Origin of the sequence: Shewanella baltica, from assembly GCF_900456975.1 — a bacterium.
In the GTDB taxonomy this organism is placed as follows: Bacteria; Pseudomonadota; Gammaproteobacteria; order Enterobacterales; family Shewanellaceae; genus Shewanella; species Shewanella baltica.
In genome coordinates, this window is sequence record NZ_UGYM01000002.1 from 4,540,866 (window position 1) to 4,566,238 (window position 25,373).

Here is a 25,373-nt window from a genome sequence, read left to right on the forward strand (position 1 = left end):
GCGTGAAGCCTATAGTTCAGAAATGAAGTTTGTCCACCACTCACTCCCACAATATTAAATACCACTAAAAAACTGCGGACTCAGCCAATCAACCACGCCATCGTCGGCTTCCATCCAAAACCAACACACTGTATTACTCGTGAGCACCGTATTCGTACTCGATACGTAAAGCGGCACACTTGTCACATTTAGTTCACAGCCTAACTTTATATTACCTGCCAACAACATAGCTAATCACTTTAAGAATCGGGATATATTAAGATGAAAAATGTGCTCGTCACCTCAGGCTTGTGCCTGTCAGTTTTGCTACTGAGTGCTTGTAATTCGGATGATACAGACATCAGTAGCCTGACCACACAAACCACCTTAATTGGCGGTGATAGCCACTGCTGGATGGGCGGCACTCGCACGGATTCAGGTCTTGATAGCAACGATAACGGCAAGCTCGACAGTAATGAAGTGGTTGATAGCAGCTATTCATGTAATGCCGACCTGTTTACGAATAAAGCGGTGCATCTACCTTTCACTGTGCTGCGCGATGATTTAGACAATGGCGCTATGCCTGGTACTAAATTTGAAATTCGTAACGGCGGTTATGGCTCTGATGCTGCGCCCAATCCCAATAATCCTATTCAATTTTATGCCCTCACCGATCGCGGCCCGAATGCGGATTACACCGGTAGTTTAGGCAAAGGTAAGATGTTTCCAACGCCGGACTACACACCACGTATCGGTTTGTTTGAACTCCAAACCAATGGCACCATCACTAAAGTCAAAGACATCTTATTTAAACGCCCAGATGGCAGCTTGATCACCGGACTTCCCAATAGCAGCAGCCTTGGCGGCACAGGAGAAATCCCCTATGACGCAGCAGGTGAAGTCATTCGTCAAAACATGAGCCAACCTTACAATGCACAGACCAACCCCATCAAACTCGATGATTATGGGTTAGATTCCGAAGGTCTTGCCGCCATGGATGATGGCAGTTTTTGGGTCAGCGACGAGTATGGTCCACATATAGTGCATTACTCGGCTGAAGGCGTAGAAATAGCGCGTATTAATCCTTTCGCAGACGATGCACGCAACTTATATAGCCTACCAGCAGAGTTTGCTCATCGCCGCGCCAACCGAGGAATGGAAGGCCTGACTATCACGCCCGATCAGTCGACACTTGTGGGCATAATGCAATCGACCATTTCCAATCCCGATAAGAGTGTTAACAACAATACCCTCACTCGAATCGTGACGATCAACTTAGCGACCGGCGCTATTGGCCAATATTTGTATCAGCAAGAAATTGCCCAGAACTCTAACTCAGCGATCGTTGCCTTAAGTAACAGCCAATTTTTAGTGTTAGAACGTGATGGCAAGTTTTTTAATATCGACACTGATGTGATGAAGCATGTATACAAGATAGATATAAGCGGCGCGACAGATCTAGAGACCGTCGCTGCACAAGCTGATATCGCCCAAGATGCGGCGTTAGGTTTAACCCTTAAAGGTAAAACCTTAGAACAGGTAGCTCTAAGCGATGGCTGGGAGGCACTTGCAGCCAATGGCATCATACCCGCGACAAAATCACTGGTGCTAGATATGGCCGCCAAAACACAATATCCCCATGACAAAATGGAAGGTTTGTGGCTCATTGATAATAAGCGTTTGGGTGTGCTAAATGACGATGACTTTGCCACTTGGAGCAATAACAACACCTTAGAACAGAAATATCTCGATAGTGCGCAAAGTGATATCGACGGCAACACTTTGTATATAGTTGACGACTTATCCTTATCGGCTGATAAATAACCATTAAGTATTCAGCCACATGAGCCATCACTGTCTTATAGTGGTGGCTCATAACACACTCAAGTTGTAATAGAAGTCGTTATCGCGAAAACATAAACAACCTTGCATCAGCACATCACTTAAGGATTAACCGATGAAAACTGCTTCACAGGCGATGATGTCATTCACGTTAGTCTCAAGTGCCCTGCTCGCCTCATATGCAGCACAAGCAAATCCTGTTGAAACATCAAGGGAATATAAGTTACTGCTCGACCCAAGCCACTTTAATTACGCCACTCAAAGTACAACCGCCAATAGCTATCTAACGGATGCTAAACAAACCATTAGCAACGCAATTAGTCGCAATGTCACAGGCTCTTGGGCATTAACCAAAACACGTCAAGTAGCCTTCTATGACACCCCAACCAGTTGTCAGCTAAAGCAGTTAGGTTATATCTTTCGTGACCGAACGAGCGATGGCAAAAGTGAAGTAACCCTGAAATTTCGCAGCCCTGATCGATTTATTGCTGACTTTGAAGATCTCAGCTCACCCGATAATCAAGCCGACACTAAACTCGAAGCCGACATCAGTACCGATATCAATAATGGCATCCGCATTGTATATAGCCATTCAACCACCACGCCAAACACTCGCACCTTAAATGATATGGCCGATGTAAATAGTCACTTTTCAGGCTTTGCCGACGCTTACGGTTTAAGTAGCAATCTCACACTCGCCAAAGTCGGTGGCCTTACGATTAACGAATATGTGTTTGAAGGCTGTGAAATCGATTTAGGTAGCATAGATGCCTCACTCGAACTCACGCTGTGGTACACCAGCTCCCCAAGTGCCTCGCAGCAACCCGTGATTGCCGAAGTGTCCTTTAAGTATAAAGATCCCACTGGCAATTACACTGCCAAAGTCGTGCAAAGAGCTAAGCTGGCTTTAGACGCTATGGCGCAAATGAGTGCGTGGAACTCAACGAGTTCACTGACTAAAACTGCTTTTATCTATGCAGCAACACCCAATTTTTGCAGTCAATAGTGACACAAATCAGCGTTGAGGCATAAAGCCGCAAAACGGCTATTTTGGTAGGTAAACTAGGTAACAAGGAAAATGTCGGTAGCCCCTTCAAACTGGCAATGCCACACAATAGTCACGGCAGTGCTATCGCTGCAACTCATCCGCCAGTCATAACACAGTGGCAAACAGCAAGACTTGCTTGTAGCATAACAAGCCACTATGTTAGCCAACTTCACTAGCACTACCACTTGCAAGTACCCAGCTTAACTACAAGGATGTTATGAAGATATTCACGATTGCGACTCTCCTATTACTGTTGACCCTAAGCTTTGCAGCAACAGCGGAAAAATCCGCGCTGGAACAGTTATTTGAGCAACAACAATACGACGCTTTCTTACAACAAGCGCAGCAGCAAGCCGCAGAAAACAATGCTGATGCGTTATTTCTACTGGGTAAAGCCTACCATCTCGGCCGTGGCGTCACGCAAGACAATGCCACCGCCAGCCAATACTATGAACAAGCCAGAGCCTTAGGTTCGGCCCGTGCCAGCCATAATCTAGGCAGCATGGCGCTGGATAATGATCGAAAAACGCAGGCCATCCCCTTGTTAGAAGAAGCACTGGCGCGGGGTCTTAAACTACCGACCTTATATAACCTAGGGCGAGCACACAGTCCGGCAGATCCCAGTTCAAGGTTCTATCTAACGAAAGCAATCGCAGCGGCGCAGCGAGCGGGGAGTTACTTTGGGCAAGCCTTTGAACTTCAACTCGATAACCTCTATCTGGATAATGCCTCACGCGAGTATCTGCGCGCTTACTTAATAGCGATGCAAAGTGTCGGCAGCGAAAGAGAAAGTCTCGACCTCCCGCAGTTACGCCAGCAAGCCATAAAGTGGCTGGAATTGGGTATGGCAGCAGATGACGGTACGGCGTGGACAAACTACGGCGCCCTACTGTTGAACGAAAATGACTACAGCGGTGCGAAAGCCGCATTTTTACAAGGTGCTAAACGTCAAGTTGCCATCGCTAACTATCATTTAGGCAGCATGGAAGAGCGTGGTTTGGGCGCAGAGGCCAATAAAGTGCAAGCACTGGCATACTACGAGAAAGCGGCGTTAGCGGGCATGGAACAAGCGAAGGCTCCCGCTTATGAGCTGCTTAAGGCACAACTGGAATATGAAGACGATCTCACTAAATTGAAACAAGGCATTGCCCGCTTTAATGCGCTAAAACAGCAAGATCAGTATGTTCCCATCTCACTGGACTCAGTTATAAATCGGCTGGCATGGGGCACGTTTCTGGCACAGCAGCGGCAACAGACTCTTTCGCTACCCACAGCGGCCAAAACCCAATTAAGCTTGCAGGCCTGTGGTTTAGGCTACAACCAATTGCATGGCAGCACATACAATATTGGAGAAAACTCGCACTGGCGTATGGCGGCGTATCTGACCTTAGCCGACAAAATCGCTTTACCACTTGAAGGCAGAGTCGACGAACATGGCTGTGCCAGCTTAACGATTGCCATGACAGATCAGCTGTATCGCTTGTTACAACAAGGTGCCATATTCGGATTGCGCTTTCCCAACTACACCCTGCCACTGGCATTAAGCCGGCAAGAAAATATCTTGCAGCTAACACTCATGCCCGTCGAGACCCCATTACCGGTTAATTAGTCACAGCAATTTAACCCTGTGGCCGCGCTTGCTCGGGTCACAGGTATTGTCTATTTTCGATAGCAACATCTTATTAATCTTGCGCTTCCCTCGCCCAATATCCCGCCAAGATGGCGCCTGATAGGTTATGCCATATCGAGAATATCGCGCTGGGAATGGCAGAAATAGGGCTAAAAAACTTGATGCACAAACCCGTAGCGAGGCCAGAGTTTTGTAGGCCGACTTCGATGGAAATGGTTTTGCAGACGGTATGGTTAAAGCCTAATAAACGGCAGCAAAAGTAGCCTAAAGCGAGGCCGAAACCATTATGTAAGAACACTGCCAGCAAAATAATGGGGCCAACTTTATCAAACTGATTGGCATTTAATGCCACGATAATGGTAATCGCCATCACGATTGCCAAGATTGAAATCAACGGCAATGCGGGAGCGACTTTGGCCACCAGCGATTTAAAGAAATGATTGATGATCACGCCTGCGCTGACAGGGAACAGCACGATTTTCACTAAGCTCAGTAGCATGTCAACGAAGGGGATATCGATCATTTCGCCAATCAACAGCTTAATAATCAGTGGTGTTAATACTACGCCCGCTAAGGTCGACAGTGCCGTCATGGTTATCGATAAAGCCACGTCGCCTTTTGCCAAATAACAGACCACGTTTGAGGCGGTGCCGCCTGCAACACTGCCCACCAACACCATGCCTATGGTGAGATCTCTATCTAATCCTAATAACTGGCTGATCAATAATGCGCTGAGCGGCATGACCGAAAATTGCAGTATCAGTCCAGTCAGCACAGCGCGTTTTTGTTTGAATGCATTAGCAAAATCCTGCAGATCTAAGGTGAGTCCCATAGAGAGCATGATGATCACTAACAGCGGCACTATGGCGGATTTAAGCTCAGTAAACCAACTCGGCATCAAATAAGCGGTCACCGCGCCTATGAGTGCCAACAGCGGGAAGAAGCGGTTTACGTTTACCAACATAGCGGGCCCTTTACATCAAGAGGTTATTTTTATCGTTCGGATGATGACAGCCGTCCCTTGGATAGACAAGCGCTAATCCGCCAGCAACAAAATGCCTAGAATGGTGATTTTCAATCTCAGCATTTAGACTGACGCGGTAAGCTAACCCCGCAAATCTACAATAAATTCCGCTAAAAAATGTATGATAAAAATGCATTCTTGATCGCTAAAACATGATCTGCTTAACAAAAAGCCCGTGATTTCCTTGTTAGGAAACCGTAACTTATAACCAGTTCACGTTTTAACAATTACATACGATGTAGTCTTATTGCGCTAGGTGGTCGTGAATTACCTAAAGCAATTTCGGTGTTTACGGTTAGCACTCACAGATAGGAATCGTTATGTCTTCAGTTATCCAAACGCTCAGCGGCGCTATCGCAACGCCTTATCAAGCGAATATTACCGTCCCTAACTGGATGCTCGGCTCGATGGAACGAGTCATGCAGTACTACGTCGATAAGAATCTTCGCCTCGATACCCTTTCCGCAGAAATGATGCCAGCGCCCGTAGAAGGCAAAAAGTATATGCTGTACGCGCATATCCCCTTCTGCCATACCCTGTGTTCTTACTGCACCTTCCACCGTTTTATGTTCAAGGAAGACAAGGCACGCGCCTATTTCATCTCATTGCGTAAAGAAATGGAAATGGTCAAAGCCCTCGGCTATGACTTTGAATCTATGTACATTGGCGGCGGCACCACCACAGTATTAGAAGATGAATTAGCTCGTACTATCGAACACGCGAAAACCCTATTCCCGAGCATTAAAGAAGTCTCCTGCGAGTCCGATCCGCAGCATTTAGACAGCCCTGGCTTTAAGCAACTCAAAGGCCTAGTGGATCGCATGTCTATCGGCGTGCAAAGCTTTAATGACGATATTTTAAAAATGACCGACCGACTCGATAAGTTCGGTACGGGTCAACAAACCTTCGACAAGATCATGGGCGCCAAAGAGCTGTTCCCCATTATCAATGTCGATCTTATTTTTGGTTTCCGCGGCCAAACCGATGAAGTGATCCAACACGATCTCGACATGGCATCGCGTTTAGATCCAAGACAAATTACTACTTATCCGCTGATGATCACCCACCAGACTCGCAAAAGCGTGAAAGGCAAGTTAGCGGCGCCGCAGGCGGATATGGCTAACCAATATCGCCAGATCTTAAACAGCCTGAATGGCCAATATAATCAATTATCTGCATGGGCATTTGGTAAAACCGATGACGAAGGATTTGACGAATACGTTATCGATTACGACGAGTATTTAGGCGTAGGTTCAGGCTCATTCAGCTTCTTGAATGACACCCTATATGTGAACACTTTCTCGCTGCGCAAGTACCAAGAACGCATTGCAGCCGGCCACATGGGTGTCGAGCAGCAAAAGAACTACAGCAAAAAAGACGTGATGCAATACCGCTTCTTGCTGGGCATGTTCTCAGGCCGTTTATCACGTAAATATTTCCGCGACACCTTTGGCGTCAACTTAGATACCGCCTTGTTTAAAGAAATGACGTCGATGAAGTTAATTGGCGCGATCAAGAATGACCCAAGGGATCCCGACAATCTGATCGTGACCGACAACGGCAAGATGATGGGTCTCTTGATGATGAAAGAGTTTTATTCAGGCATGGACAACGTGCGCGCCCAGTTGCGTAAACCGCTCAAACCCTGTGATATGTAACACTTACGGATGATTGTTGATCCATAAAGACTAAACAGGCCCTTCGAGGGCCTTTTTGTTAACTTGGTTTAAAGGTAGTCTTGCCTTAATGCTAGCTTGAGCGCGATCCCAGTCATAAAGGAGTATGGGTTATGGGTTTTAATGAACAAGAAAAACACGCCTTATTGGCACTCAAAGGCGTTGGCCCCACTGTGATTAAACGCTTCGAAGAAATTGGTATCAGTTCACTGCAACAACTGGCACAACACGAAGTGGATGATATCGCAAACTTAGTCGCCAGCATGCTGCGCACCACGTGCTGGAAAAACAGTCCCCAAGCGCGAAACGCCATAGGTGCGGCCATCGAACTCGCCCGCGCCCACCCGCTAGCAAACGAATAGTCATTCCTATTGATGAATACAACTAACAAAAAGCCAGAGTCAATGCTCTGGCTTTCGTTTAAATGTTAGCAATAAGGTATCGGCTTAAAAACTGTAGGTCATACCTAACCAATAACGGCGACCATCTTCAAGATAACCGTATTCCTCTTGGGTAATGTCCTTATCGAAGGCGTTGTAAATGCCCGCGCTAAATTTCAGGCTATCGTTCAACTGATAGTTAGCCCCTAAATCCAGCAGAGTATAAGAAGGAGCGATTAAACTGCTCGATGACGGTCCCGTCGTCGGTTGGCTCTCTTCGCCACGGTAGTTCACTCTCAACCAAGTGCTTAAATTATCAATAGGCTCGTAGTTGAACGACGCTTGGATCAAATGCTTAGGCAATTGATTCAATGGACTGCCTTTGTAAGCACCCGTCTTTTGCTCTGAATCCGTATAAGTATAGTTACCCGTAAAGCTCAGGTTGGAGCGAATCCGATAATCGATACTCAGCTCAATCCCTTGAGTCACAGCATCGTCGATATTCACGTAAGTGGTTGGGTCGGAACCAAATTGATTGGGACCATCGGTACATTGAGTCGCAGGACAGGCCACGCGGGTGATCTTATCTTTAAACTCGTTATAGAACACACCCGCACTGGCGGTAATGCTCTCGGTCAGATCCGAATACACACCTAACTCATAGTTCACAGAGGTTTCGGGTTGTAAATCTGGATTACCGTACATGTTGCCGCCACGGCTGACTTGTCCCCAATCGGGCACTGTCTGGCGCAAACTCGGCGCCCTAAAGCCCGTCGACACGCCGCCCTTTAAGGTGGTGCTGTCGGTTAATCCCCACACGCCGTAAACACGCGGGCTGACATGGTGACCAAAGTTTTCATCGTCATCCAAACGCAGCCCCATGGTCAGGGCAAAGTTATCGACTATGTGCCATTCATCCTCAGAAAATACCGACCATTGTCTGCGACTGATATCGGTTAAGTCGCTAACCTGATTGCCGGTTTCGTCGGTTAAATCTTGATGGTTAAATGCCGCACCAAAAGTCGCCGTATGGCTTTGGCCTAAGGTGGTGATCAGGCTAGATTGCACATCCGTGTTAGTGATCTTCATCTTGCGGGTTTTGTTATCAAAAACCTCATGCTTGATATAAGAATCCGAGGTACCAAAGTCCCAACGCCCTGTGTGTGACAGCGAAATGGTGCTGTTTTCGTATTCTGTCGTTGAAGATTGAGGACAACCGCGACGACCGCAGGCTTCGCCCGGCGCCAGCGGTGTAACGGTTTTGCCTAAGCTGCTGTCGAGTTCTTGGTTTGACACCCCAACTTCGAGCATGATGTCGTGGTTTTCATTGGGGGTGAGCGCAAATCGCGCGGTCAGATTCGTCGCATCACGGCCACGGTAACCGCCATAGATATTATCTTCTTCACGCTGAGTATATTGACCGTAAAGTTGCATCCCCAGCAGATCTTTAATCAAGCCACCGTTAACGAAAAAGTTACTCTGGTACACATTTCCCGAGGTCGATTTTTCCTGCAATGTCGTGTCGAGTCGCACTTCACCCTGCCACTCATTCGGCACTTTACGGGTGATAATGTTGATCACGCCGCCAATGGCATCCGAACCATAAAGTGATGACATAGGCCCGCGAACGATTTCAATTCTATCAATGGCCGCTAATGGTGGAGTCCAAGCACCTTCAACACCTGGACCGTCGCTGTTAGTGCGTGTCTCGCGCGAAGATTGGCGTTTACCATCCACTAAAATTAACGTGTATTGGCTGCCCATACCCCGCAGGCTGATGTCCTGACGGTCGGCGCCGCCGGTAATCACCACACCCGGGACTTCTAACATGGCATCGGTTAAGTCGCGATAGAAGCGGTTATCCAGATCCTCACGGGTGATCACACTGATAGATGCGGGTGCGTCGCGAATTTGTTGTTCAAATCCAGATGCGGTCACTACGATTCTTTCCATCATCTTTTCTTTATCAGGCGCGGTATCCGCAAGGACATTTGTCACAGGTACTGCGGGCAACAAACATAAAGCGGTGATCACTTGAGCGAGGTACTTCTTACGACTTAACAACATAACCGACAAGTCTCCATTGGGTACAGATTGTAAATGAGAACAATTTTCAATACGGCAATGTATCTCTATGTTACAATCAGCTCAAGTTAGACTTTAGGTATTCACTTGTAAGAGTTACTTAAAAATGAATAAAAACATGATCAAAGGCATGATCGTTTTTGCGGCAATCGCAGAAAAGGGCTCAATGAGCGCCGCAGCGCAGCAGTTAAACCTCAGCTCCTCGGCGGTGAGTCAACAAGTGACTAAGCTCGAAATGGACATGGGGATCAGTCTATTCCACCGCAATACTCGCAATCTTACCCTCACAGAAGCGGGCAGCTTGTTCTATGAGAATTGCCGAAAAGTCATCGCGATAGTCGAAAGCACAGAGCAAAAACTCAATAACTTGAAAGGGATTCCTTCGGGGGAATTAAAGATTGCCGCGCCCATAGGTTTTGGCGGTGGTCTGTTGAGCGAGCCCTTTAACTACCTGTTGGCGGCGCATCCGCAGATAAGTTTGAATTTACTGCTGCAGGATGGCCCGATAGATATAGTCAACGAGGGCATAGATCTGGCGATTTGCATCGGTCCTTTATCAGACTCCAACTTAATTGCCCGCCACTTAGCCGATTGGCGCATGTTGCTGTGCGCCTCACCCGATTATTTGCCAATGCATAAAATTTTTAAGCATCCCGCTGAATTGGCTGCCTTTAATCGCATTAATCACCCCTGCGCTAACAGTGAAACCTTGACCCACACCCGCAGCCAAGAGTGCTTCGAGCTGACAAGTCAGCGCATTACGGTCAACAATATGCAGGCATTAATCCAACTCACTCTCGATGGTCTCGGGTTTGCCGCCCTGCCCGAACCTGAAGTGCACAAATATCTCGAAAGCGGCCAGCTTGTCCCCCTCTTACCCGAGTGGTCACTCAATACCTACAGCGTTTATAGCGTCACTTCAGCGCGGGATAAGCAGCCCGCGAAAGTGAAAGAAGCACTCAATACGCTTAGCCAATACTTTAGTCAGGCGAATTTTAACCCTACCTATCACTTTAAACAGTGTGTTAAAAAAGACGGCACAAAGGGTAGCGTAACCAATATCTTACCCATAAAGCCCAAGCAAGCGTCCCATCACGCCGACGTCAACCACGCTTCTTAAACGTGTCCTGTGCGCATTCATTTCTGCGCTAAGCTGGGGTATTCTGCTGGGATGAACCGATAAAAAGATGTAACTCGATGAAAGATGTGGCCTTAGTGTTGGAAGGTGGCGGCCTCAGAGCCATTTATACCGCAGGTGTGTTAGACGCGTTTTTGCAGCAGTCGCTCAACTTCAACTATGTGATTGGGGTGTCTGCGGGCGCCATTTACCCCGCGTCCTATGTGTCCCGTCAATTCGGTCGTAATCTTCAAATTCAGCAGCAATATCTCAACGATAAACGCTATATGGGCCTGCGCCACTGGCTGGCGACAGGCAACTATGTCAACACAGACTTTACCTATCGCCGCATGGTCTATGAGTTACTGCCATTTGATTTTGATACATTTTTAAATAGTCATACCGAATTTAAGGTCGGCGCCTTTAACTGCAATACAGGGAAAACCGATTACTTCGGTATGGCCGATTTTAATGACCACGATAAATTACTCGACGTGCTCATCGCCTCCTCTAGCCTGCCTTTTATGTCTAAACCCAGCGTGATTAACCAACATCATTACCTCGATGGCGGCATCGGCGAACCGATACCGTTAGCGCAATCACGCAAAGATGGTTATGCGCGCCAAGTGGTGATCTTGACTCAAGATCAGTATTACCAAAAATCCGCGATGAAAATGAATTGGTTAGCCCGCAAAGCCTACAAACGCTACCCCGCGGTTGCCCATGCGTTAAGTGAACGCCACCGAGTTTACAATCAAGCATTAACCGAGTTAGACCAAGCCGTTGCAGCTGATAACGCCTTTGTGATCCGCCCAGCGCAGCCACTTAATTTATCAAGGCTCGATCGCAATATCGATAAGGTGACCGCCGTCTATCAACAAGGGCTAGCGGATGGGAAAACAGTCTTACCCGCATTAACGGCTTGGTTAGCAGCCCCAAAAGAGCCTAAACCCGAGGCGTAATCGACTGCAGCACTTGGCTGATGATCAGTTCACGCAGCCATTTATGGCTCAAGTCGTGCTCGAAGTGTTTATGCCACATCAATAAATACGCGCCGGGGATCAGCTTGATAGGAGATGGTAAAGAATGAAGCTCGAAGGATTTCATCACAGCAAAGGCATAACGGGACGGCGCGCAAAGAATTAAATCGCTTTGTTCACACAGGGCCAGAGCGCTCTGAAAGTCGGTCATGTTCACGGCGATATCGCGCTGACGGCCCTCAAGTTGCAGCACATCATCCAGCAACCAATGCTCTATTCCACCAAAAGCCACTTGCAGATGGCGATAGCTCAAGAAGGTGTCTAAATTCCACTCTTGTGCTAACGCCGGATGATCGCGGCGCATCAAGCACACAGTATAATCCTGCACTAACTCGACATGGCACAAGTCGTCGGGAATATGATTCACATGCATAGGCGAACGCTCGTCCCACTCGCGGCAACCTATGGCTAAGTCGATGTCGCAGCGCAGTAATCTGTCCATAGTATCGAGCCGCCAAGTTTGGCAATTGAGACTCACACCGGGCGCTTGGGCGAGCAGCGAGGGCATAAAATGCGGAAAAGTCAGCGAGTATGTGGTCTCAACCAAATGCATTCTAAACTGCCGCTGACTTAAGGCGGGCTCAAAGGTATCGGGCCGGGTAAATTGCGCTAATTGCTGTAAACATTGGCGCAACTCAGGCGCGAGCGACAAGGCTTTAGGCGTCGGTTTTAGGCCGTAGGCGGTGCGCTCAAACAGAGGATCATCAAACACTTCTCTCAATCGCGTCAGTTGTTTACTCACCGCCGACTGGCTCAAATGCAACCGCGCCGCAGCGGCGGTCACACTTTGTTCCTCAAGCAGGATTTCCAGTACGGGCAGTAAATTCAGATCCAAACGTTTTAGCATCTATCCCTCATTTACCCCAAAATACTGACTAGGGCTGCACTTTTTTAAATGGGTTTAACCTTAAATTCTGTGGCAATTTCATCAATAACAGCGACAGTAATATCACACCTATCCCCGCCCACTGACGCATGTCTAAGGTCTCACCCACGATCATAACCCCTAATGATACGGCAACCACGGGATTGACTAAAGCGACCATGCCCATGATTTCTGGCCCTAAATTTCGCATCGACCACAACCAAGCCCAATAAGCGATGGCGGTGTTGGCTATCACTAACCATATTAACGATGGCATCACAGTCAGGCTCGGTAACTGCGGTGGACCCGCCATTAACCACGCCAGCGGGATTAACATCAAGCCGCCCAAAAACAGTTGCCATGCTGTGAGCACTAAAAAGTCACCCACATCCCACTTTTGCATCCAGCGAGAAGAGAAAGCAATTAACGTCGTGGCACTCAACATGCACAACACGCCGATAGGATCGAGATCCGCCGACGGGTTAAGCAGTAAAATCACCCCGCCAAGGCCCATTAAGCCTAATAGTAACCACTTCATTCCAGGACGTTTTTTATCAATCACCCAAGCTAAAATTAAGAAAATTAACGGCAGCGTCGCCCCTAAGGTCCCTGCCACTGCGCCCGGTAAACGATACGCGCCGATAAATAACAAGGTGAAGAAGGCGCCGATATTACAGAAAGCCAGCAAACCAAGCTTTGACCACACCAGCGTTGGCAAGCGAGGACGCAGCATCAACATCAGTATCCCCGCAGGCAGCGCGCGCCACACCGCCACCCAATAGGGCGACATATCATGTAAGTAGAGACTCACTAACGCATAGGTCGTCCCCCAAAACACAGGGGCGAGTAAGGCGATTACAAAAGGCATAATAACTCTTTAAAAAGTATCTTGATGTGAAGATATATTATTCTCAGTCTTCACTCCTAGCAAGTGAAGTTTATGAATATCTCATTATCGGCGGGAGTTAATCAGGTTAACTATTTGATTTTAAAACTAAGGTTGCCAGTCATTGTAGGACAGATGGATAGTTTGATAAATCTGGCTTAACTCTCCAGTCTGCCGCAGTAATTCAACCATGCGAGTCAAATATGCATCTACGGCATCCCCTTCGGGGCCCTTGGCAATCACAAACACATCTTCAAAATCGCCAAAGTCTTCACGGTGGATATTATGCAACTTCAACTGTTTCAGCATCATATCGGCCTCTTCCTGCGCCCAAACGAAAGCATCGATACGGCCATGGGAAAGTTTTAGCAAAGAACGTTTAATGGTTATCGAAGGTTCCGCAGGGATAGGCATGTAATCTGGGATCGCCTCCACGGTAAATACGCGCCCCGTTTGCTGCTGATCAAATAACATGGCCTTCGTTATCGGCTTATCCACATTGGTATAAAGCACGTGGGTGACTTGCCCAAATGAAACAGAACTAAAACGGTAAGGTAAGGCATCTAACGCGGCATTATTACGGATGGCGGGCAAACCAAAATCAGCACGACCAAGCGTCACGCCTAGCATAGCCCGTGAAAGCGGGAAAACCTTAATATCAATTTCAACCTCAGGATCTGCCCTATCAATTGCTTTAACCAGTTCCACAAATGGCCCTGTGCCATCGGCATTAATTAATCCAGGGATCTCCCCTAAATAAGCCGTCATTTGCCGCTTGCCGCCAGCATTAATGACAACATCATCCGCGGCATAGGCTGGGGTGAAAATGCTGTGAAGGAAAAGCACAGAAAAAATACACAAGGTAATAAAGTGACTAAACATGGGTGGTCCCTCGGTGGCTTTCTCAAGCTTAGCAGACGACAACGATTGTGGCGTTCATTCCTCGCATCCAAATGAGAACGTGTAAAGCATCACTCTGTCACTGCGCTTAGCCGCCGTTTACCGTATAATCAGCCGTCATTTTTCTATAGGCGGGCCAGTATGTTCCATATCGCACTCTATGAGCCAGAAATCGCACCTAACACAGGTAATATCATTCGCTTATGCGCCAACAACGGTTGTCAGCTGCATTTGATTGAGCCATTAGGTTTTGATCTAGAAGAGAAAAAGTTACGCCGCGCTGGTTTAGATTATGCCGACTTAACCAATGTGACTCGCCACAAAGACTTCGATGCCTTCCTCGAAGCCATGGCAGGTAAGCGCATTATGGCCTGCACCACTAAAGGCAGTCGTCCGCATACTGAGCTGAGTTTTGCCAAAGACGATGTGCTGCTATTCGGCCCAGAAACCCGAGGTTTACCGATGGCGATTATCGAATCTATCCCCACAGAGCAGAGACTACGCATCCCCATGGCGGCCACCAGCCGTAGCTTGAATCTTTCTAATGCGGTGGCGATTATCAGCTATGAAGCGTGGCGCCAACTGGATTTTGCTGGCGCACTTTAAGCGCTACCGCAGCTAAATCGCGGATTTGTGGCTAAGGGGCGGCTATGGAGATGGTGCGACAGGCGTCATCTCTATCCCGCGAAACAGCTGATAGCGATCGATATCATCATCGAGATATTGGATGTTCTGCGTCCATTGCCATCCACCCGCTTGATTTTGAGCCCGAGTCTGAGCATCAAAAAGTAACTGGATCAACGCGGGTCTTGCATTAACAACCCCTTCCCCTAGCAGAGAATAATCCCCATTTTGTCGATATAAACTAAAGACTTGCTGTTTATCTTCCGCCACACCGTCGTAATAGGTCAGTAACACTTGATCGCCTTGTTCCCTAAACCACCAAGTTTCGCTAAAGGGCGCCCGCGTGCCGATACTCACAGATAAGATCAACTGGCGCTGATCGTGGGAGCAAAAGCCCGTGACGGCCACTTTTTTCGGAATTTCCCCCGCCTTGGCAGCATCACCCGCCCATTGCCCCACTAATTGTGGACAAAATTCCTTGAAACTGACCTTAGCGGCCATGACTGAGAAGGACGAAAACACGCTCAGTACAATGGCAAGACCCAGCATAAGGTTCAAACGGTCGATTTTAAGCGGCATATCTCTAGCACCTACCCGAAACATATCAATACATTAGCGTTAAAAGCATCAATCGACAAATCCCCCATCACAAATGATTCCTTTAACGACGGAATGAACGCTTTTGTATTAGTATTACAGTTAGCCTGACTGTTTACCGCCTACATCCGCCGCTTTTGAGCTGAGATACCCAACAAAGATTCACAGTTGCTTACATAACAGCTTATTCAGGCATGGCGGGTTTTCATGCTAACTTGCCACTTAGCAAAAATACGCAACATCATAATCCTAGTAACTGTTTGTATCACAAGGAGACTCATAGTGAAGAAGACAGGCATTTTATTACTCTGTTTACTGATGCCCTTTAGCTCGGCATTTGCAGAACAGGGCAAACCACTCTCAGCAGAATTGCTTTGGCAACTCAAACGTATCGGTAGCCCGATTGTATCTCCAACGGGCGAACACATTATCGCGCCAGTCACAGAGTACGATCTAAAAGCCGATAAAGGCTCAACCCAGCTGTGGCATTTCGATGGCAAGCATAACCGAGCCATCACAGCCAAAGGTTTAAGGGTGAGCGAGCCCGTGTTTTCCCCCGACGGCAAAACCTTGGCCTTTGTAAGTAAGCGCAATGAAGACGAGGCGAGCCAAATTTACCTGCTGCCGATGGATGGTCCGGGTGAAGCGCAGCGCTTAACCGATATTCCCACTGGCGTTAACAGCATTAAGTGGGTTGGCAAGCATTTGTATTTCATCAGCAATATCTTCCCTAATCAAAGCTGGGAAGAAATGAAAACCCAGCTCGCCACAGATACCGACAATAAGGTTTCTGCCCATCAATGGAACACCTTACCCTATTCCCAATTTGATCACTGGTTAGATGAACGTCGCCAAGCCCACGTATTTAGAATTCCGGCCAAGGGCGGTAATGTCGAAAACATCACCCAACCTGCGGGCCATGAATTACCACGCTCAGATCAAAGCAGTGCAAGCTATGATGTTTCCCCCAATGAGCGCTGGATTGCCTTCAACGCCTATGGTTCAGAGAATAAAGTCGATCCTAAAATTGATATATTTCTCGCTGCGATTGGAGGCAACAAGGCCGAAAATCTCACTGCTGATAATCAAGCGCCAGATCTGAATCCTAGCTTTAGCCCTAACGGTAAAACGCTCGCCTTTACCCGCCAAAAAATCCCCGGTTTCTACGCCGATACCTCAAGGCTGATGCTGCTGGATATCGACAGTCGAAAACTCACAACACTCACATCTGACTGGGACCGTTCTGTCTCTCAATTCAGTTGGACACCCGACAATAAGGGCTTTTATGCCACTGTGGAAGACGCCGCCACAAACCGTATTTACTCTATCGATGCCAAGAACGGCAAAGTAAAAGCCATCACAGAGGCAACCGATTTTAGCCAACCCGCCATAGGCAAAGACGGCGAACTGATTGCCACCAATCAGAGCTTTTTGTATCCCGCTCGCTTGGTCAGCATCAATCCTCGCAACGGTAAGATTGAACGCCTAGAAAACTTTAACGACGATATTCTCAAAGATGTCGACCTAGGCACTTATGAATCAGTCACCTACAAAGGCTATCAAGGTAAAGATATTCAAATGTGGGTCCACTACCCCGCAGGGTTTGATCGCAGCAAAAAATACCCACTGTTTATGCTCGTCCACGGCGGGCCACACAATGCCATTACCGACGGTTTCCATTTCCGTTGGAACGCGCAAACCTTTGCTTCTTGGGGTTATGTCACGGCGTGGCCAAACTTCCACGGTTCGAGTGGCTTTGGTCAGGAATTTGCCGATTCCATCAATCCCGATTGGAAGACAAAACCCCTTGAGGATGTGCTCAAGGCGGCAGACTGGTTTAAACAACAAAGCTGGATAGACAGTGATCGCATGGTGGCGGGTGGTGCAAGTTATGGTGGTTACCTGACCTCGATTATTTTGGGTCAGCCGCATCCCTTTAAAGCGCTATTGATCCATGCTGCGGTTTACGACATGTATGCACAAATGGCGTCGGACTTTGCCGTACACAGTACCCGATTTGGCTACTATTGGGATAATCCAGAACTGTATAAAGCCATTTCGCCCCATTACTTTGCGGCTAACTTCAACACTCCAACCTTAGTCAGCCATGGTCAACTCGATTACTTAGTGCCGGCGACCCAAGGGTTCGAACTGTTCCACACCCTGCAAAGTCGACATGTTGAATCGCGGATGATTTATTTCCCCGATGAAAATCACTGGATTATGAAGCCTAATAACTCAGTCTACTGGTATAACGAAGTGAAGAAGTGGATGACCCACTTTGCCGAACCTGGCGCGCGTTAAACGCGATTCATAGATACAAAAAAGGTCTGCAATGCAGACCTTTTTAATGGGTTTACTTAAACTAAAGCGTAGGCTAACGCTTTAGTTTGAAATGACTTAGCTTGAAATGACTGAGCTTATTGGCCAAAGCCCGTGGCTTTAATATCCACGGTTTGCACTTTGCCATACTTAGCGGCGATAGGTGCAATTTTAGCCGCGTTGCCAATCAGCACAAATTGCAGATCTTTTTGCGGGAAGTAAGTTTTCACGAGCCTTTGAGTTTCTTCTAAGGTCAAACCATCCACCTTAGCTTGGAACTCATTGATAAACTTATCATCGAAGCCGTATAGATACATGCCAGACAATAATCCCGCCAGTTGGCCTGAGGTTTCAAACTTAGGTGGGAACTGACCCTTCACATATGCTTTAGCCGAATCTAAAGTGGTTTGATCTACGCCTTTGTCCCATAAACGAGCATAGGTTTTCAGTGCGAGATCAATCGCTTCTTGAGTGGTTTCCGTCTTAGTAAAAGTGCTGATAGTAAACACACCCGAGTCGGTATAAGGACTAAAACCTGAGCGTGCGCCATAGGTTAAGCCAGCGTTTACCCGCAGCTCGTCGTTAAGCCAAGAGGTAAAACGACCACCTAAAATAGTGTTCACTACTGTTAAACCGACATAGTCTGGATTGTCACGACTAATGCCTAAACCGCCGATAACAAAGGTGGTTTCGATTGCATCGGGTTTATCCACCAGCAAAACTTTCGCCGCAGTTAACTGAGGCAAGCCTTGATTTAAGTCAGGCTGCACCAGCTTTTCGCTGCCTTTCCACTGACCAAAGGTTTGTGTCAGCTTGGCCTTCATCGCAGCAACATCAAAGTCACCCACGACGGTAATCGCAGTATTGGCCGGTTGGTAGTAACTCTTATGGAAAGCGCGCAGTTGCGACACCGTCACTTGTTCAAGCGAATCACTGTTACCCGAAGCCGCATTACCATAAGGATGGGCACCAAATACCAGCTTATCGAAGTAACGACCAATCACCGCCCGTGGGCTTTCTTTATCTTGCTGCAATCCCGCAATTGCACGTTGCTTAAGTTTATCGAACTCGGCGGCGTCAAAGTCCGGCGTTAACATCGCCGCGCTAAATAAGCCCAGCATGACGTCAGTGTCTTTCGCCATAAAATCGGCGCTGAGATAGCTGCCTTCTTTATCCGCTTCAGCGCCTAAACTTGCACCGAGAAAATCCACTTGCTGCTCGATATCCGCCTTAGATTTACCCGCCGCCCCTAACAGCAAACCTTCTGCCGTCATTTGCGCCACGCCTGCGGTGGTGTCATTGACAGCACCCGCACGTACCACGGCATTTAAGGTCACTAAAGGCACTTCGCGCTGCGGCATTAAATACACAGTTAAGCCGTTATCCAGCACGAACTTGTCGTAACTTGGCATCACAAAGCTGCCAGTATCGACGCGTTTTGGCGCCGATGTCGTAGCACAACCCGCTAAGGCTAAACTTGTGCCTAGGGCTAATGCGGCCATTAACTTAGAAGGTTTCCCGAGTGATGCCATCTTAAGTGATTTCATTGCCATCGATTTCATTGAGAGATCTCCTCGTTTGCCGCCAGCACAGCTACAGTGCGATTCGATTTACGTAAGTAGGTTTGGGCAACACGTTGAATATCCGCTGGCGTCACCTTGTTATAGGCTTCTGGCGCATTAAATAGCTTGTCGTAACTGCCAAAATACATCTCATAGGTGCCTATGGTATTAGCCTTACCATTAATGGTTTCCATCGAACGATAAAAATCCATCAACTTGATATTTTTAACTTTATCCAGTTCTTGCTGAGTAACACCCGTTGTCGCAATCGCATCGATTTGTTCAATCAGCGCATGCTCCAGCGTCGAGGCTTTCACCTCAGGAGTGGCAACACCCATCACATAGAAGAGGTTCGGGTCGACCGACATCGGCATGTAGGTTTGCGCCTCTAAGGCCACTTGTTTATCAACCAGTGATTGATATAAACGCGAGCTATTACCTTGGCTTAAAATTGAGCTTAATAAATCCAGCGCATAAAAATCTGCGTGAGTCGCCGCCGGAATATGGTATGCCAGCATCACATTCGGTGTGCTCACCGATGCCTTTTGCACAAAGGTACGACGCTCGCCCTTTTGCTCAGGTTCTACGGTGCGAATCGCTTTAGGCGGAGTTTGTGCCGGAATAGGCGCAAAATACTTGTCGGCCAAGGCTTTAACTTGGGCAACCTTTACATCACCAGCAATCACAACCACGGCATTGTTCGGCGCGTAATAGGTTTTGTGGTACTGCACGAGATCTTCCAGCGTCCAAGCGGCGATATCCGACTCGTGGCCGATCACCGACCAAGAATAAGGATGGGCTAAAAATGCCACGCCTTTGATTTCGCCTTCAAGGGCATTCCAGTTAGAGTTTTCTAAGCCAGTGGAGCGCTCCGACTGCACTACGCCACGTTCGCTATCGACCATAGTTTGGTTGATATCTAAGTTTGCGATACGGTCGGCTTCGAGATCGAACATAGTTTCGAGCGCATTAGCGGGAAACCAATCGGTATAAACCGTCATGTCTTCAGTGGTATAGGCGTTGTTCGCGCCACCTGCGGCTTCCATAGTGCGGTCGAACATTTTTGGGCCGTACTTTTTTGAACCGTTAAACATCATATGTTCGAAAAAGTGCGAAATACCGGTGATGCCGGGCACTTCGTTACGTGAACCGACTTTCCAAAACAAATACATGTTGGCATTGGGAATAGAGGCATCTTCTAGCACCATGATTTTCATGCCGTTATCTAGCGTGAAACTCTTAATGTCTTCTGCCGTGGTGGCCTGTGCTTGGCTTAGGGGGTTAAAAAGTCCCATGGCCAACACAAGAGCCGATAGCGTGCGCTTCATCTTGTTCGCTCCTTGCTGTAAATATCCACATATAGAGGTAAATTGTTTAACAAATCAAGCTCTGGATGCTTATCCCGCGCCGATTTTTTGTAAGCTCAAGTTATACCGAAGAGCTTACGGAATAAGGCTTGCGTGGCTTATTGAGCGTTTAACGCAGTCAGCGCCACTTTGGTCATGGCCTCAACCCCCACTTTTAGCGCGCTTTCATCTACATAAAAAGCCGGAGAATGATTGCTGGCCGCGGTTTCTGGATCCGTTCCCTTTGGCGTCACCCCAAGGAAGAAAAACATCCCCGGCGCTTCTAAGGCGTAATAAGAAAAGTCTTCGGCACCTGTGATTAATCCTGGTTCAATCAGCATCTTATCGCCCACCACACTGGCGAGCACAGGACGCATACTGGCGACTAATTCAGGATTATTAACCACAACAGGATAACCTGGATGGATCTCTGTGGTCGCACTCGCACCAAGCGTTTTCGCCGATAACTCGGCCATTTCAGCTAAACGCAGTTTGATATCGGCGCGCATGGGCTGGTCGAAGGTGCGAATCGTACCAATCAGCTCGACTTCATCGGGAATAATGTTAGAGCGAATGCCACCATTAACCGCACCAAAGCTCACCACGGCAGGGGCTTTAGTGATATCCACCTGACGGCTGACGATCGTTTGCACGTTAGTGATAATTTGCGCCGCGGCGACGATAGGATCGACCCCATTCCAAGGGCGCGAACCGTGGGTTTGGCGGCCTTTCACTTTGATCGTAAAGGAATCTTCACTCGCCATCGCCGGACCACTGCGCACACCAATCATGCCACTCGGCATGCTGGAGGTCACATGCATACCAAACACTTGGTCAGGTTTACGCTTAGCAAACAGCCCTTCTTTAAGCATTAACTCCGCACCGCCTTCTTCCCCGTCTGGCGCGCCTTCTTCGGCAGGTTGGAAGATAAACATCACATCACCCGCGAGGCTGTCTTTCACTTTCACGAGGTTTTCAGCCACGCCCATCAACATTGCCACATGGGTATCGTGCCCACAGGCATGCATCACCCCCACCTTTTGATCGCGGTAAGTGTCGGTCGCTTTAGAGGCAAAGAGCAAGTCAACCACCTCAGTCACAGGTAAAGCATCCATATCCGCCCGAATCGCAATCAACGGACCAGACTTGCCACCTTGCAGCTTTCCGCCTTTCAAAATGGCCACCACGCCCGTATGCGCCACACCCGTTTGTACTTCCAATCCTAATGATTTCAGATGCTTTTCAATAATCTTGCTGGTGCGAAACTCACGGTTAGACAACTCAGGGTGTTGATGTAAATCGCGGCGCCAGTCGATCACCTTCTGCTCCACACCCGCCGCCAACTTAGCCGCATCAGGCACAGCACTGGTCGCCGCTTGCGCCGAACTCAAACCCGCGGCCATAAAGCTCAAGGCTAAGGCCGAAGCGAGTAAAGTCTTAGAAAAATGGGATTTATTTGCTGAGGATTTAAATTCAAATGCCTTTAGGATTGCTGATTTTGAGATTGCAGATGGTGATACAGAAGGTAAAGTCATAGCGATAGCCTATTGTTGTTTTTATAAGCTACCTAAAGTACACGGACATTGATGAATTGTTAATAGATTTAATGGTGAAGGTAAAAGAGACCGTGCTTCATTACAGGCAGTCTTTAACCGTCATTCCCGCAATACTTGTGGGCGGGTATCCAGCTTTTAGGTAAATGAGTCTGTTCGATCTTGAGAGTATAAAAAATCTTTTTAAGTGACACTCATATTTAAATAGTTGATTTATTATGAAATGAAATCGTAAAACTATTAAGCACTGCCGTTATTCCTTCGCATGTCTGAAAGTCCGCATTTTACGGCCATGCGAGCACACCACTAATACCGATGCGCCTTACATATAAATCCCAACAATGGAATGAAATCACTCTTAAATAATTGTTATGTGAAGTTTCGATTGAGATATCCACACAATCCGTCTAAATCAGGAAAAATGGTACTTTGATTGATACCACACCTATCTAAGCCATCGATAATCTGAGCTTTGATTGTCTTTGGAATAAGATACTCACACAAAAAAATCTGGTCCTCTTGGCTATCTTCTAACGGTGTAAATTGCCCATTTTCATAGTTGTGAACTGTAAGCCATCCATGCTGGGCACTAACTCTCGGGCTTTCATAATTTGGTTGCAAGATACAAACATGCTTTTGCTGAAAAGGTGATTTAGTTCTGTCTGGAAGAGCTGCGTGATCAGCTACCAGCATATAAACATAAGAATCATGATCTGGACGGTCTTGACGGTTTGAACATGCAAACCACAAAGCTACCATTGGATTGGATGTCCAGTCCAAACAACGAGTTTTCAAGCCATGATGTTGTGCCTTAACAATAGCATTCCAATCGTCTTCATCTCTTGTGCTCAATAAACTAGAACCAATTAGCCGCATTTGCTCTAGAGAATATTTCTCGATGTGCGTTGTGTCTTTTGTTTTATCTTCTCGTGCCACACTTGGAAGCAAGTTACCTTTTACTGGCTGACCACGAAATAAAACTTTATTTCCGAATAATGGAGCAATTTCCATAGACTCAATATAATTTGCGAAGCTCTCTATCTCAGCAACCTCAGTAATCATTGATATCTCCCATTCACATAAAATTTTATTAGTACGCATGCGTGTGTCCAAAGTCAATTATACAATCACCTTTTATTTAAGTAATTAATTTTAAATGGCTTTAAATTCAGACTATTGAGATATCACGCGTGCACTCTGACTAAAAACACTCAAAACCAAGCATTTTTGAATACGACTGTATGACGTTCCAGCCTCGACCGCTCGTGGCGAATAACTGGAAGCAGAACACAGATTAGCATTCACTGGATTAAGCATTGCCACGAAAGTGACCATCCGTAGCATGGTTGCTTATTCACATCCATATGATCCCGATATTCGTATGCCCTATACAACAGATACCACGTTCGAGCATTTAGATAATGGACTTGCTGCATGTCACTGAAGTGGAAATGCTTAATAGTTGATGCGTTAATTCTATAATCAACTTTTGATTATTTGGATTACCGTGCAAAAAATTAGAATTTAATCAGCAACACAGTGTTAAATTCACGACATATAGCGGCTAAATACACGCTGACATTAAGGACACTAAGCACTAATTTACTTTATGCAAAAACACCACGTCTTTATCAATAATTTCGAGTCGCCAGCCATAGTGATGCGCAAGCCACTCAAAGGTCGCTTCGGCGTAAAAGTTGATGTGGGTGGGATCGTTTTTATAGTGCCAGCGGGTAAATGCAGTCTGATCTTGCACGCGTTTAGTCATCACCGCCAGAATGCCGTTGGGTTTTAATAACCTATCAAGTTGGGCAAGCAAACCTGCGGCATCGCTCACATGCTCTATGACTTCTGTTAAGGTAATAAAATCGTATTGGCGGGCTAACGTTTCGGGATTATTGGCGTAATAAAGGTCGTAATTATCAATTTGATAACCGCGCGCCTTTGCCATTAAACTCAAGGCTTTGCCTTCGCCGCAGCCAAAATCGAGCCCTTGGGCCGAAGTGCTAACACGGCTAAGTAGTGGCTCGAGTGTGCGATTTAAAAAGGTTTGATAGCCCAGATCATCGGCATGGTTCTCGTGCTTATCGTACTCGGCTTTTTCTGCCTCGGCCGAGAGATAAAACTCAGGAGGCACGCTCACCAGTTGGCAGGTTTGGCATTGATGATAGTCGCGCTTTTTATCCTGATGATAAGCGAGTAATTCTGTGCCGTGGCATAAGGGGCAGATATTCAACAACAATTCCTAGGGATAGTAAGGTGCAATTAATGAGAGTAGTCGCAATGCCAACAAATAAGGCTAGCACTGCCTAGCTGAAATCGACTGTGTCGATGGCCCGCTTAAGGCTTTGGGATTTTACGCTCTTTTGCTGCGGCTTCTTTTGCTTCCCGTAAATATTTTTGCTCGCGACTTTCCCTCTCGTCGAACTGTTTCTGTGCCTTGAGTTTTTGCTGAGCCTCCCAATCATGGGTTTGGGACTGCTGTTTGATTTTATCTTCTCGCTCTGCAGTCTCCTTGGCGGCTTGGCGCGCCTTCTCTAATTGGGCCTGCTCTAATCGCTGGGAGTCTATCCGGGCCTTATCGGCTCTTTGCTCTAGGGTTAATTTTGGCTTTGGCGCATCGGCGGCATTAGCCACAGCAAGATGAATGCAGGAAATCAGTATGAACGACATCAACATTTTAGAGATGAGCACCTTAGATAAATGTGCCATTTCCTGCCTCCTTTATTTGGTCATCGGATGGATGAACGATAACAGCCAACTCAAACACGATGCGAAAAACATAGCATAAAATCTGTCAAAGTTTGAAATATGCAGCAGGTGTTCTTAAAAAATATGCTTAAATACAAGTCTTAAACTACACTTTTTGAGTTTCTATTTGAGTGAAACAACAATTA

Annotated in this window: 22 protein-coding genes; 9 read left to right on the top strand and 13 right to left on the bottom strand. The window is 47.2% G+C overall.

The genetic code is table 11. The features are described 5' to 3' along the window. Positions 1-54: 54 nt before the first annotated feature. Positions 55-228 carry a hypothetical protein gene (locus DYH48_RS23840; RefSeq protein ID WP_218565657.1) on the bottom strand — a complete coding sequence of 58 codons (174 nt, stop codon included), beginning with the start codon at positions 226-228 and terminating at the stop codon, positions 55-57. A 33-nt stretch (positions 229-261) separates the two neighbouring features. On the opposite strand from DYH48_RS23840, the gene DYH48_RS20325 reads away from it, so the two are divergent. The 3 genes from DYH48_RS20325 to DYH48_RS20335 all read left to right on the top strand — a co-directional run bounded on the left by DYH48_RS20325 (position 262) and on the right by DYH48_RS20335 (position 4,478). Beyond that, complete coding sequence (locus DYH48_RS20325) at positions 262-1,803, top strand: esterase-like activity of phytase family protein (RefSeq protein WP_115335757.1); 1,542 nt, start codon at positions 262-264, stop codon at positions 1,801-1,803. Between the two features lie 133 nt (positions 1,804-1,936). After that, a complete protein-coding gene (locus DYH48_RS20330; RefSeq protein ID WP_115335758.1) occupies positions 1,937-2,827 on the top strand; it encodes a hypothetical protein in 891 nt (296 codons plus the stop codon). 259 nt (positions 2,828-3,086) lie between these two features. Next, entirely contained in the window at positions 3,087-4,478 is a 1,392-nt protein-coding gene (locus tag DYH48_RS20335) for a tetratricopeptide repeat protein (RefSeq protein ID WP_115335759.1), read from the top strand. A 73-nt stretch (positions 4,479-4,551) separates the two neighbouring features. Here the strand turns inward: DYH48_RS20335 and DYH48_RS20340 are convergent, their stop codons facing one another. Further along, on the bottom strand, positions 4,552-5,463 hold the full coding sequence (locus DYH48_RS20340) for a bile acid:sodium symporter family protein (protein WP_172481220.1): 912 nt from the start codon (positions 5,461-5,463) through the stop codon (positions 4,552-4,554). 380 nt (positions 5,464-5,843) lie between these two features. Here DYH48_RS20340 and DYH48_RS20345 point away from each other — a divergent pair, with 380 nt between their 5' ends. Further along, positions 5,844-7,181 carry a coproporphyrinogen III oxidase family protein gene (locus tag DYH48_RS20345; RefSeq protein WP_006084542.1) on the top strand — a complete coding sequence of 446 codons (1,338 nt, stop codon included), beginning with the start codon at positions 5,844-5,846 and terminating at the stop codon, positions 7,179-7,181. 131 nt (positions 7,182-7,312) lie between these two features. Continuing rightward, positions 7,313-7,561, top strand: a complete 249-nt coding sequence (locus DYH48_RS20350; RefSeq protein ID WP_012090508.1) for a hypothetical protein — start codon at positions 7,313-7,315, stop codon at positions 7,559-7,561. 84 nt (positions 7,562-7,645) lie between these two features. Here the strand turns inward: DYH48_RS20350 and DYH48_RS20355 are convergent, their stop codons facing one another. Beyond that, positions 7,646-9,646, bottom strand: a complete 2,001-nt coding sequence (locus DYH48_RS20355) for a ligand-gated channel protein (RefSeq protein ID WP_115335760.1) — start codon at positions 9,644-9,646, stop codon at positions 7,646-7,648. A 124-nt stretch (positions 9,647-9,770) separates the two neighbouring features. On the opposite strand from DYH48_RS20355, the gene DYH48_RS20360 reads away from it, so the two are divergent. Next, positions 9,771-10,784, top strand: a complete 1,014-nt coding sequence (locus DYH48_RS20360) for a LysR family transcriptional regulator (RefSeq protein ID WP_071940367.1) — start codon at positions 9,771-9,773, stop codon at positions 10,782-10,784. A gap of 77 nt (positions 10,785-10,861) precedes the next feature. Beyond that, positions 10,862-11,743 (top strand): patatin-like phospholipase family protein, encoded by an 882-nt coding sequence (locus DYH48_RS20365; protein WP_115335761.1) that lies wholly within the window; start codon positions 10,862-10,864, stop codon positions 11,741-11,743. Here the strand turns inward: DYH48_RS20365 and DYH48_RS20370 are convergent. The 3 genes from DYH48_RS20370 to DYH48_RS20380 all read right to left on the bottom strand — a co-directional run bounded on the left by DYH48_RS20370 (position 11,727) and on the right by DYH48_RS20380 (position 14,454). Continuing rightward, on the bottom strand, positions 11,727-12,668 hold the full coding sequence (locus DYH48_RS20370) for a LysR family transcriptional regulator (protein ID WP_115335762.1): 942 nt from the start codon (positions 12,666-12,668) through the stop codon (positions 11,727-11,729). The two genes, DYH48_RS20365 and DYH48_RS20370, sit on opposite strands and share 17 nt — an antisense overlap. A 28-nt stretch (positions 12,669-12,696) precedes the next feature. After that, positions 12,697-13,554: a DMT family transporter gene (locus DYH48_RS20375; RefSeq protein WP_115335763.1), complete on the bottom strand. Its 858-nt coding sequence runs from the start codon at positions 13,552-13,554 to the stop codon at positions 12,697-12,699. A gap of 126 nt (positions 13,555-13,680) precedes the next feature. Then, entirely contained in the window at positions 13,681-14,454 is a 774-nt protein-coding gene (locus DYH48_RS20380) for a type 2 periplasmic-binding domain-containing protein (protein WP_115335764.1), read from the bottom strand. 159 nt (positions 14,455-14,613) lie between these two features. Here DYH48_RS20380 and trmL point away from each other — a divergent pair, with 159 nt between their 5' ends. Further along, complete coding sequence (gene trmL, locus DYH48_RS20385) at positions 14,614-15,078, top strand: tRNA (uridine(34)/cytosine(34)/5-carboxymethylaminomethyluridine(34)-2'-O)-methyltransferase TrmL (RefSeq protein ID WP_006079682.1); 465 nt, start codon at positions 14,614-14,616, stop codon at positions 15,076-15,078. A 42-nt stretch (positions 15,079-15,120) separates the two neighbouring features. On the opposite strand, the gene DYH48_RS20390 is transcribed toward trmL, so the two are convergent. Further along, on the bottom strand, positions 15,121-15,675 hold the full coding sequence (locus DYH48_RS20390) for a hypothetical protein (RefSeq protein ID WP_115335765.1): 555 nt from the start codon (positions 15,673-15,675) through the stop codon (positions 15,121-15,123). Between the two features lie 300 nt (positions 15,676-15,975). Here DYH48_RS20390 and DYH48_RS20395 point away from each other — a divergent pair, with 300 nt between their 5' ends. Then, complete coding sequence (locus tag DYH48_RS20395; protein ID WP_115335766.1) at positions 15,976-17,997, top strand: S9 family peptidase; 2,022 nt, start codon at positions 15,976-15,978, stop codon at positions 17,995-17,997. A gap of 116 nt (positions 17,998-18,113) precedes the next feature. Here the strand turns inward: DYH48_RS20395 and DYH48_RS20400 are convergent, their stop codons facing one another. The 6 genes from DYH48_RS20400 to DYH48_RS20425 form a co-directional block, all read right to left on the bottom strand. After that, positions 18,114-19,577 (bottom strand): M16 family metallopeptidase, encoded by a 1,464-nt coding sequence (locus DYH48_RS20400; RefSeq protein ID WP_115335767.1) that lies wholly within the window; start codon positions 19,575-19,577, stop codon positions 18,114-18,116. Next, complete coding sequence (locus tag DYH48_RS20405) at positions 19,574-20,905, bottom strand: M16 family metallopeptidase (protein WP_115335768.1); 1,332 nt, start codon at positions 20,903-20,905, stop codon at positions 19,574-19,576. Before DYH48_RS20405 ends, DYH48_RS20400 begins: the two co-directional genes overlap by 4 nt. 137 nt (positions 20,906-21,042) lie before the next feature. Further along, positions 21,043-22,458, bottom strand: a complete 1,416-nt coding sequence (locus tag DYH48_RS20410) for an amidohydrolase (RefSeq protein WP_115335769.1) — start codon at positions 22,456-22,458, stop codon at positions 21,043-21,045. Positions 22,459-22,845: 387 nt separating this feature from the next. Further along, positions 22,846-23,577 (bottom strand): FRG domain-containing protein, encoded by a 732-nt coding sequence (locus tag DYH48_RS20415; protein ID WP_115335770.1) that lies wholly within the window; start codon positions 23,575-23,577, stop codon positions 22,846-22,848. A gap of 496 nt (positions 23,578-24,073) precedes the next feature. Beyond that, positions 24,074-24,712, bottom strand: coding sequence for a methyltransferase domain-containing protein (locus DYH48_RS20420; RefSeq protein WP_115335771.1), 639 nt, complete (start codon positions 24,710-24,712; stop codon positions 24,074-24,076). 104 nt (positions 24,713-24,816) lie between these two features. Next, positions 24,817-25,188 (bottom strand): hypothetical protein, encoded by a 372-nt coding sequence (locus DYH48_RS20425; protein WP_172481221.1) that lies wholly within the window; start codon positions 25,186-25,188, stop codon positions 24,817-24,819. Positions 25,189-25,373: the final 185 nt, after the last annotated feature.

What these genes read in the sequence shown, in the direction of transcription:
- DYH48_RS23840 (WP_218565657.1), bottom strand. Translation starts at nt 228, where the DNA reads ATGTTGTTGGCAGGTAATATAAAGTTAGGCTGTGAACTAAATGTGACA.
- DYH48_RS20325 (WP_115335757.1), top strand. Translation starts at nt 262, where the DNA reads ATGAAAAATGTGCTCGTCACCTCAGGCTTGTGCCTGTCAGTTTTGCTA.
- DYH48_RS20330 (WP_115335758.1), top strand. Translation starts at nt 1,937, where the DNA reads ATGAAAACTGCTTCACAGGCGATGATGTCATTCACGTTAGTCTCAAGT.
- DYH48_RS20335 (WP_115335759.1), top strand. Translation starts at nt 3,087, where the DNA reads ATGAAGATATTCACGATTGCGACTCTCCTATTACTGTTGACCCTAAGC.
- DYH48_RS20340 (WP_172481220.1), bottom strand. Translation starts at nt 5,463, where the DNA reads ATGTTGGTAAACGTAAACCGCTTCTTCCCGCTGTTGGCACTCATAGGC.
- DYH48_RS20345 (WP_006084542.1), top strand. Translation starts at nt 5,844, where the DNA reads ATGTCTTCAGTTATCCAAACGCTCAGCGGCGCTATCGCAACGCCTTAT.
- DYH48_RS20350 (WP_012090508.1), top strand. Translation starts at nt 7,313, where the DNA reads ATGGGTTTTAATGAACAAGAAAAACACGCCTTATTGGCACTCAAAGGC.
- DYH48_RS20355 (WP_115335760.1), bottom strand. Translation starts at nt 9,646, where the DNA reads ATGTTGTTAAGTCGTAAGAAGTACCTCGCTCAAGTGATCACCGCTTTA.
- DYH48_RS20360 (WP_071940367.1), top strand. Translation starts at nt 9,771, where the DNA reads ATGAATAAAAACATGATCAAAGGCATGATCGTTTTTGCGGCAATCGCA.
- DYH48_RS20365 (WP_115335761.1), top strand. Translation starts at nt 10,862, where the DNA reads ATGAAAGATGTGGCCTTAGTGTTGGAAGGTGGCGGCCTCAGAGCCATT.
- DYH48_RS20370 (WP_115335762.1), bottom strand. Translation starts at nt 12,668, where the DNA reads ATGCTAAAACGTTTGGATCTGAATTTACTGCCCGTACTGGAAATCCTG.
- DYH48_RS20375 (WP_115335763.1), bottom strand. Translation starts at nt 13,554, where the DNA reads ATGCCTTTTGTAATCGCCTTACTCGCCCCTGTGTTTTGGGGGACGACC.
- DYH48_RS20380 (WP_115335764.1), bottom strand. Translation starts at nt 14,454, where the DNA reads ATGTTTAGTCACTTTATTACCTTGTGTATTTTTTCTGTGCTTTTCCTT.
- trmL (WP_006079682.1), top strand. Translation starts at nt 14,614, where the DNA reads ATGTTCCATATCGCACTCTATGAGCCAGAAATCGCACCTAACACAGGT.
- DYH48_RS20390 (WP_115335765.1), bottom strand. Translation starts at nt 15,675, where the DNA reads ATGCCGCTTAAAATCGACCGTTTGAACCTTATGCTGGGTCTTGCCATT.
- DYH48_RS20400 (WP_115335767.1), bottom strand. Translation starts at nt 19,577, where the DNA reads ATGAAATCGATGGCAATGAAATCACTTAAGATGGCATCACTCGGGAAA.
- DYH48_RS20405 (WP_115335768.1), bottom strand. Translation starts at nt 20,905, where the DNA reads ATGAAGCGCACGCTATCGGCTCTTGTGTTGGCCATGGGACTTTTTAAC.
- DYH48_RS20410 (WP_115335769.1), bottom strand. Translation starts at nt 22,458, where the DNA reads ATGACTTTACCTTCTGTATCACCATCTGCAATCTCAAAATCAGCAATC.
- DYH48_RS20415 (WP_115335770.1), bottom strand. Translation starts at nt 23,577, where the DNA reads ATGCGTACTAATAAAATTTTATGTGAATGGGAGATATCAATGATTACT.
- DYH48_RS20425 (WP_172481221.1), bottom strand. Translation starts at nt 25,188, where the DNA reads ATGGCACATTTATCTAAGGTGCTCATCTCTAAAATGTTGATGTCGTTC.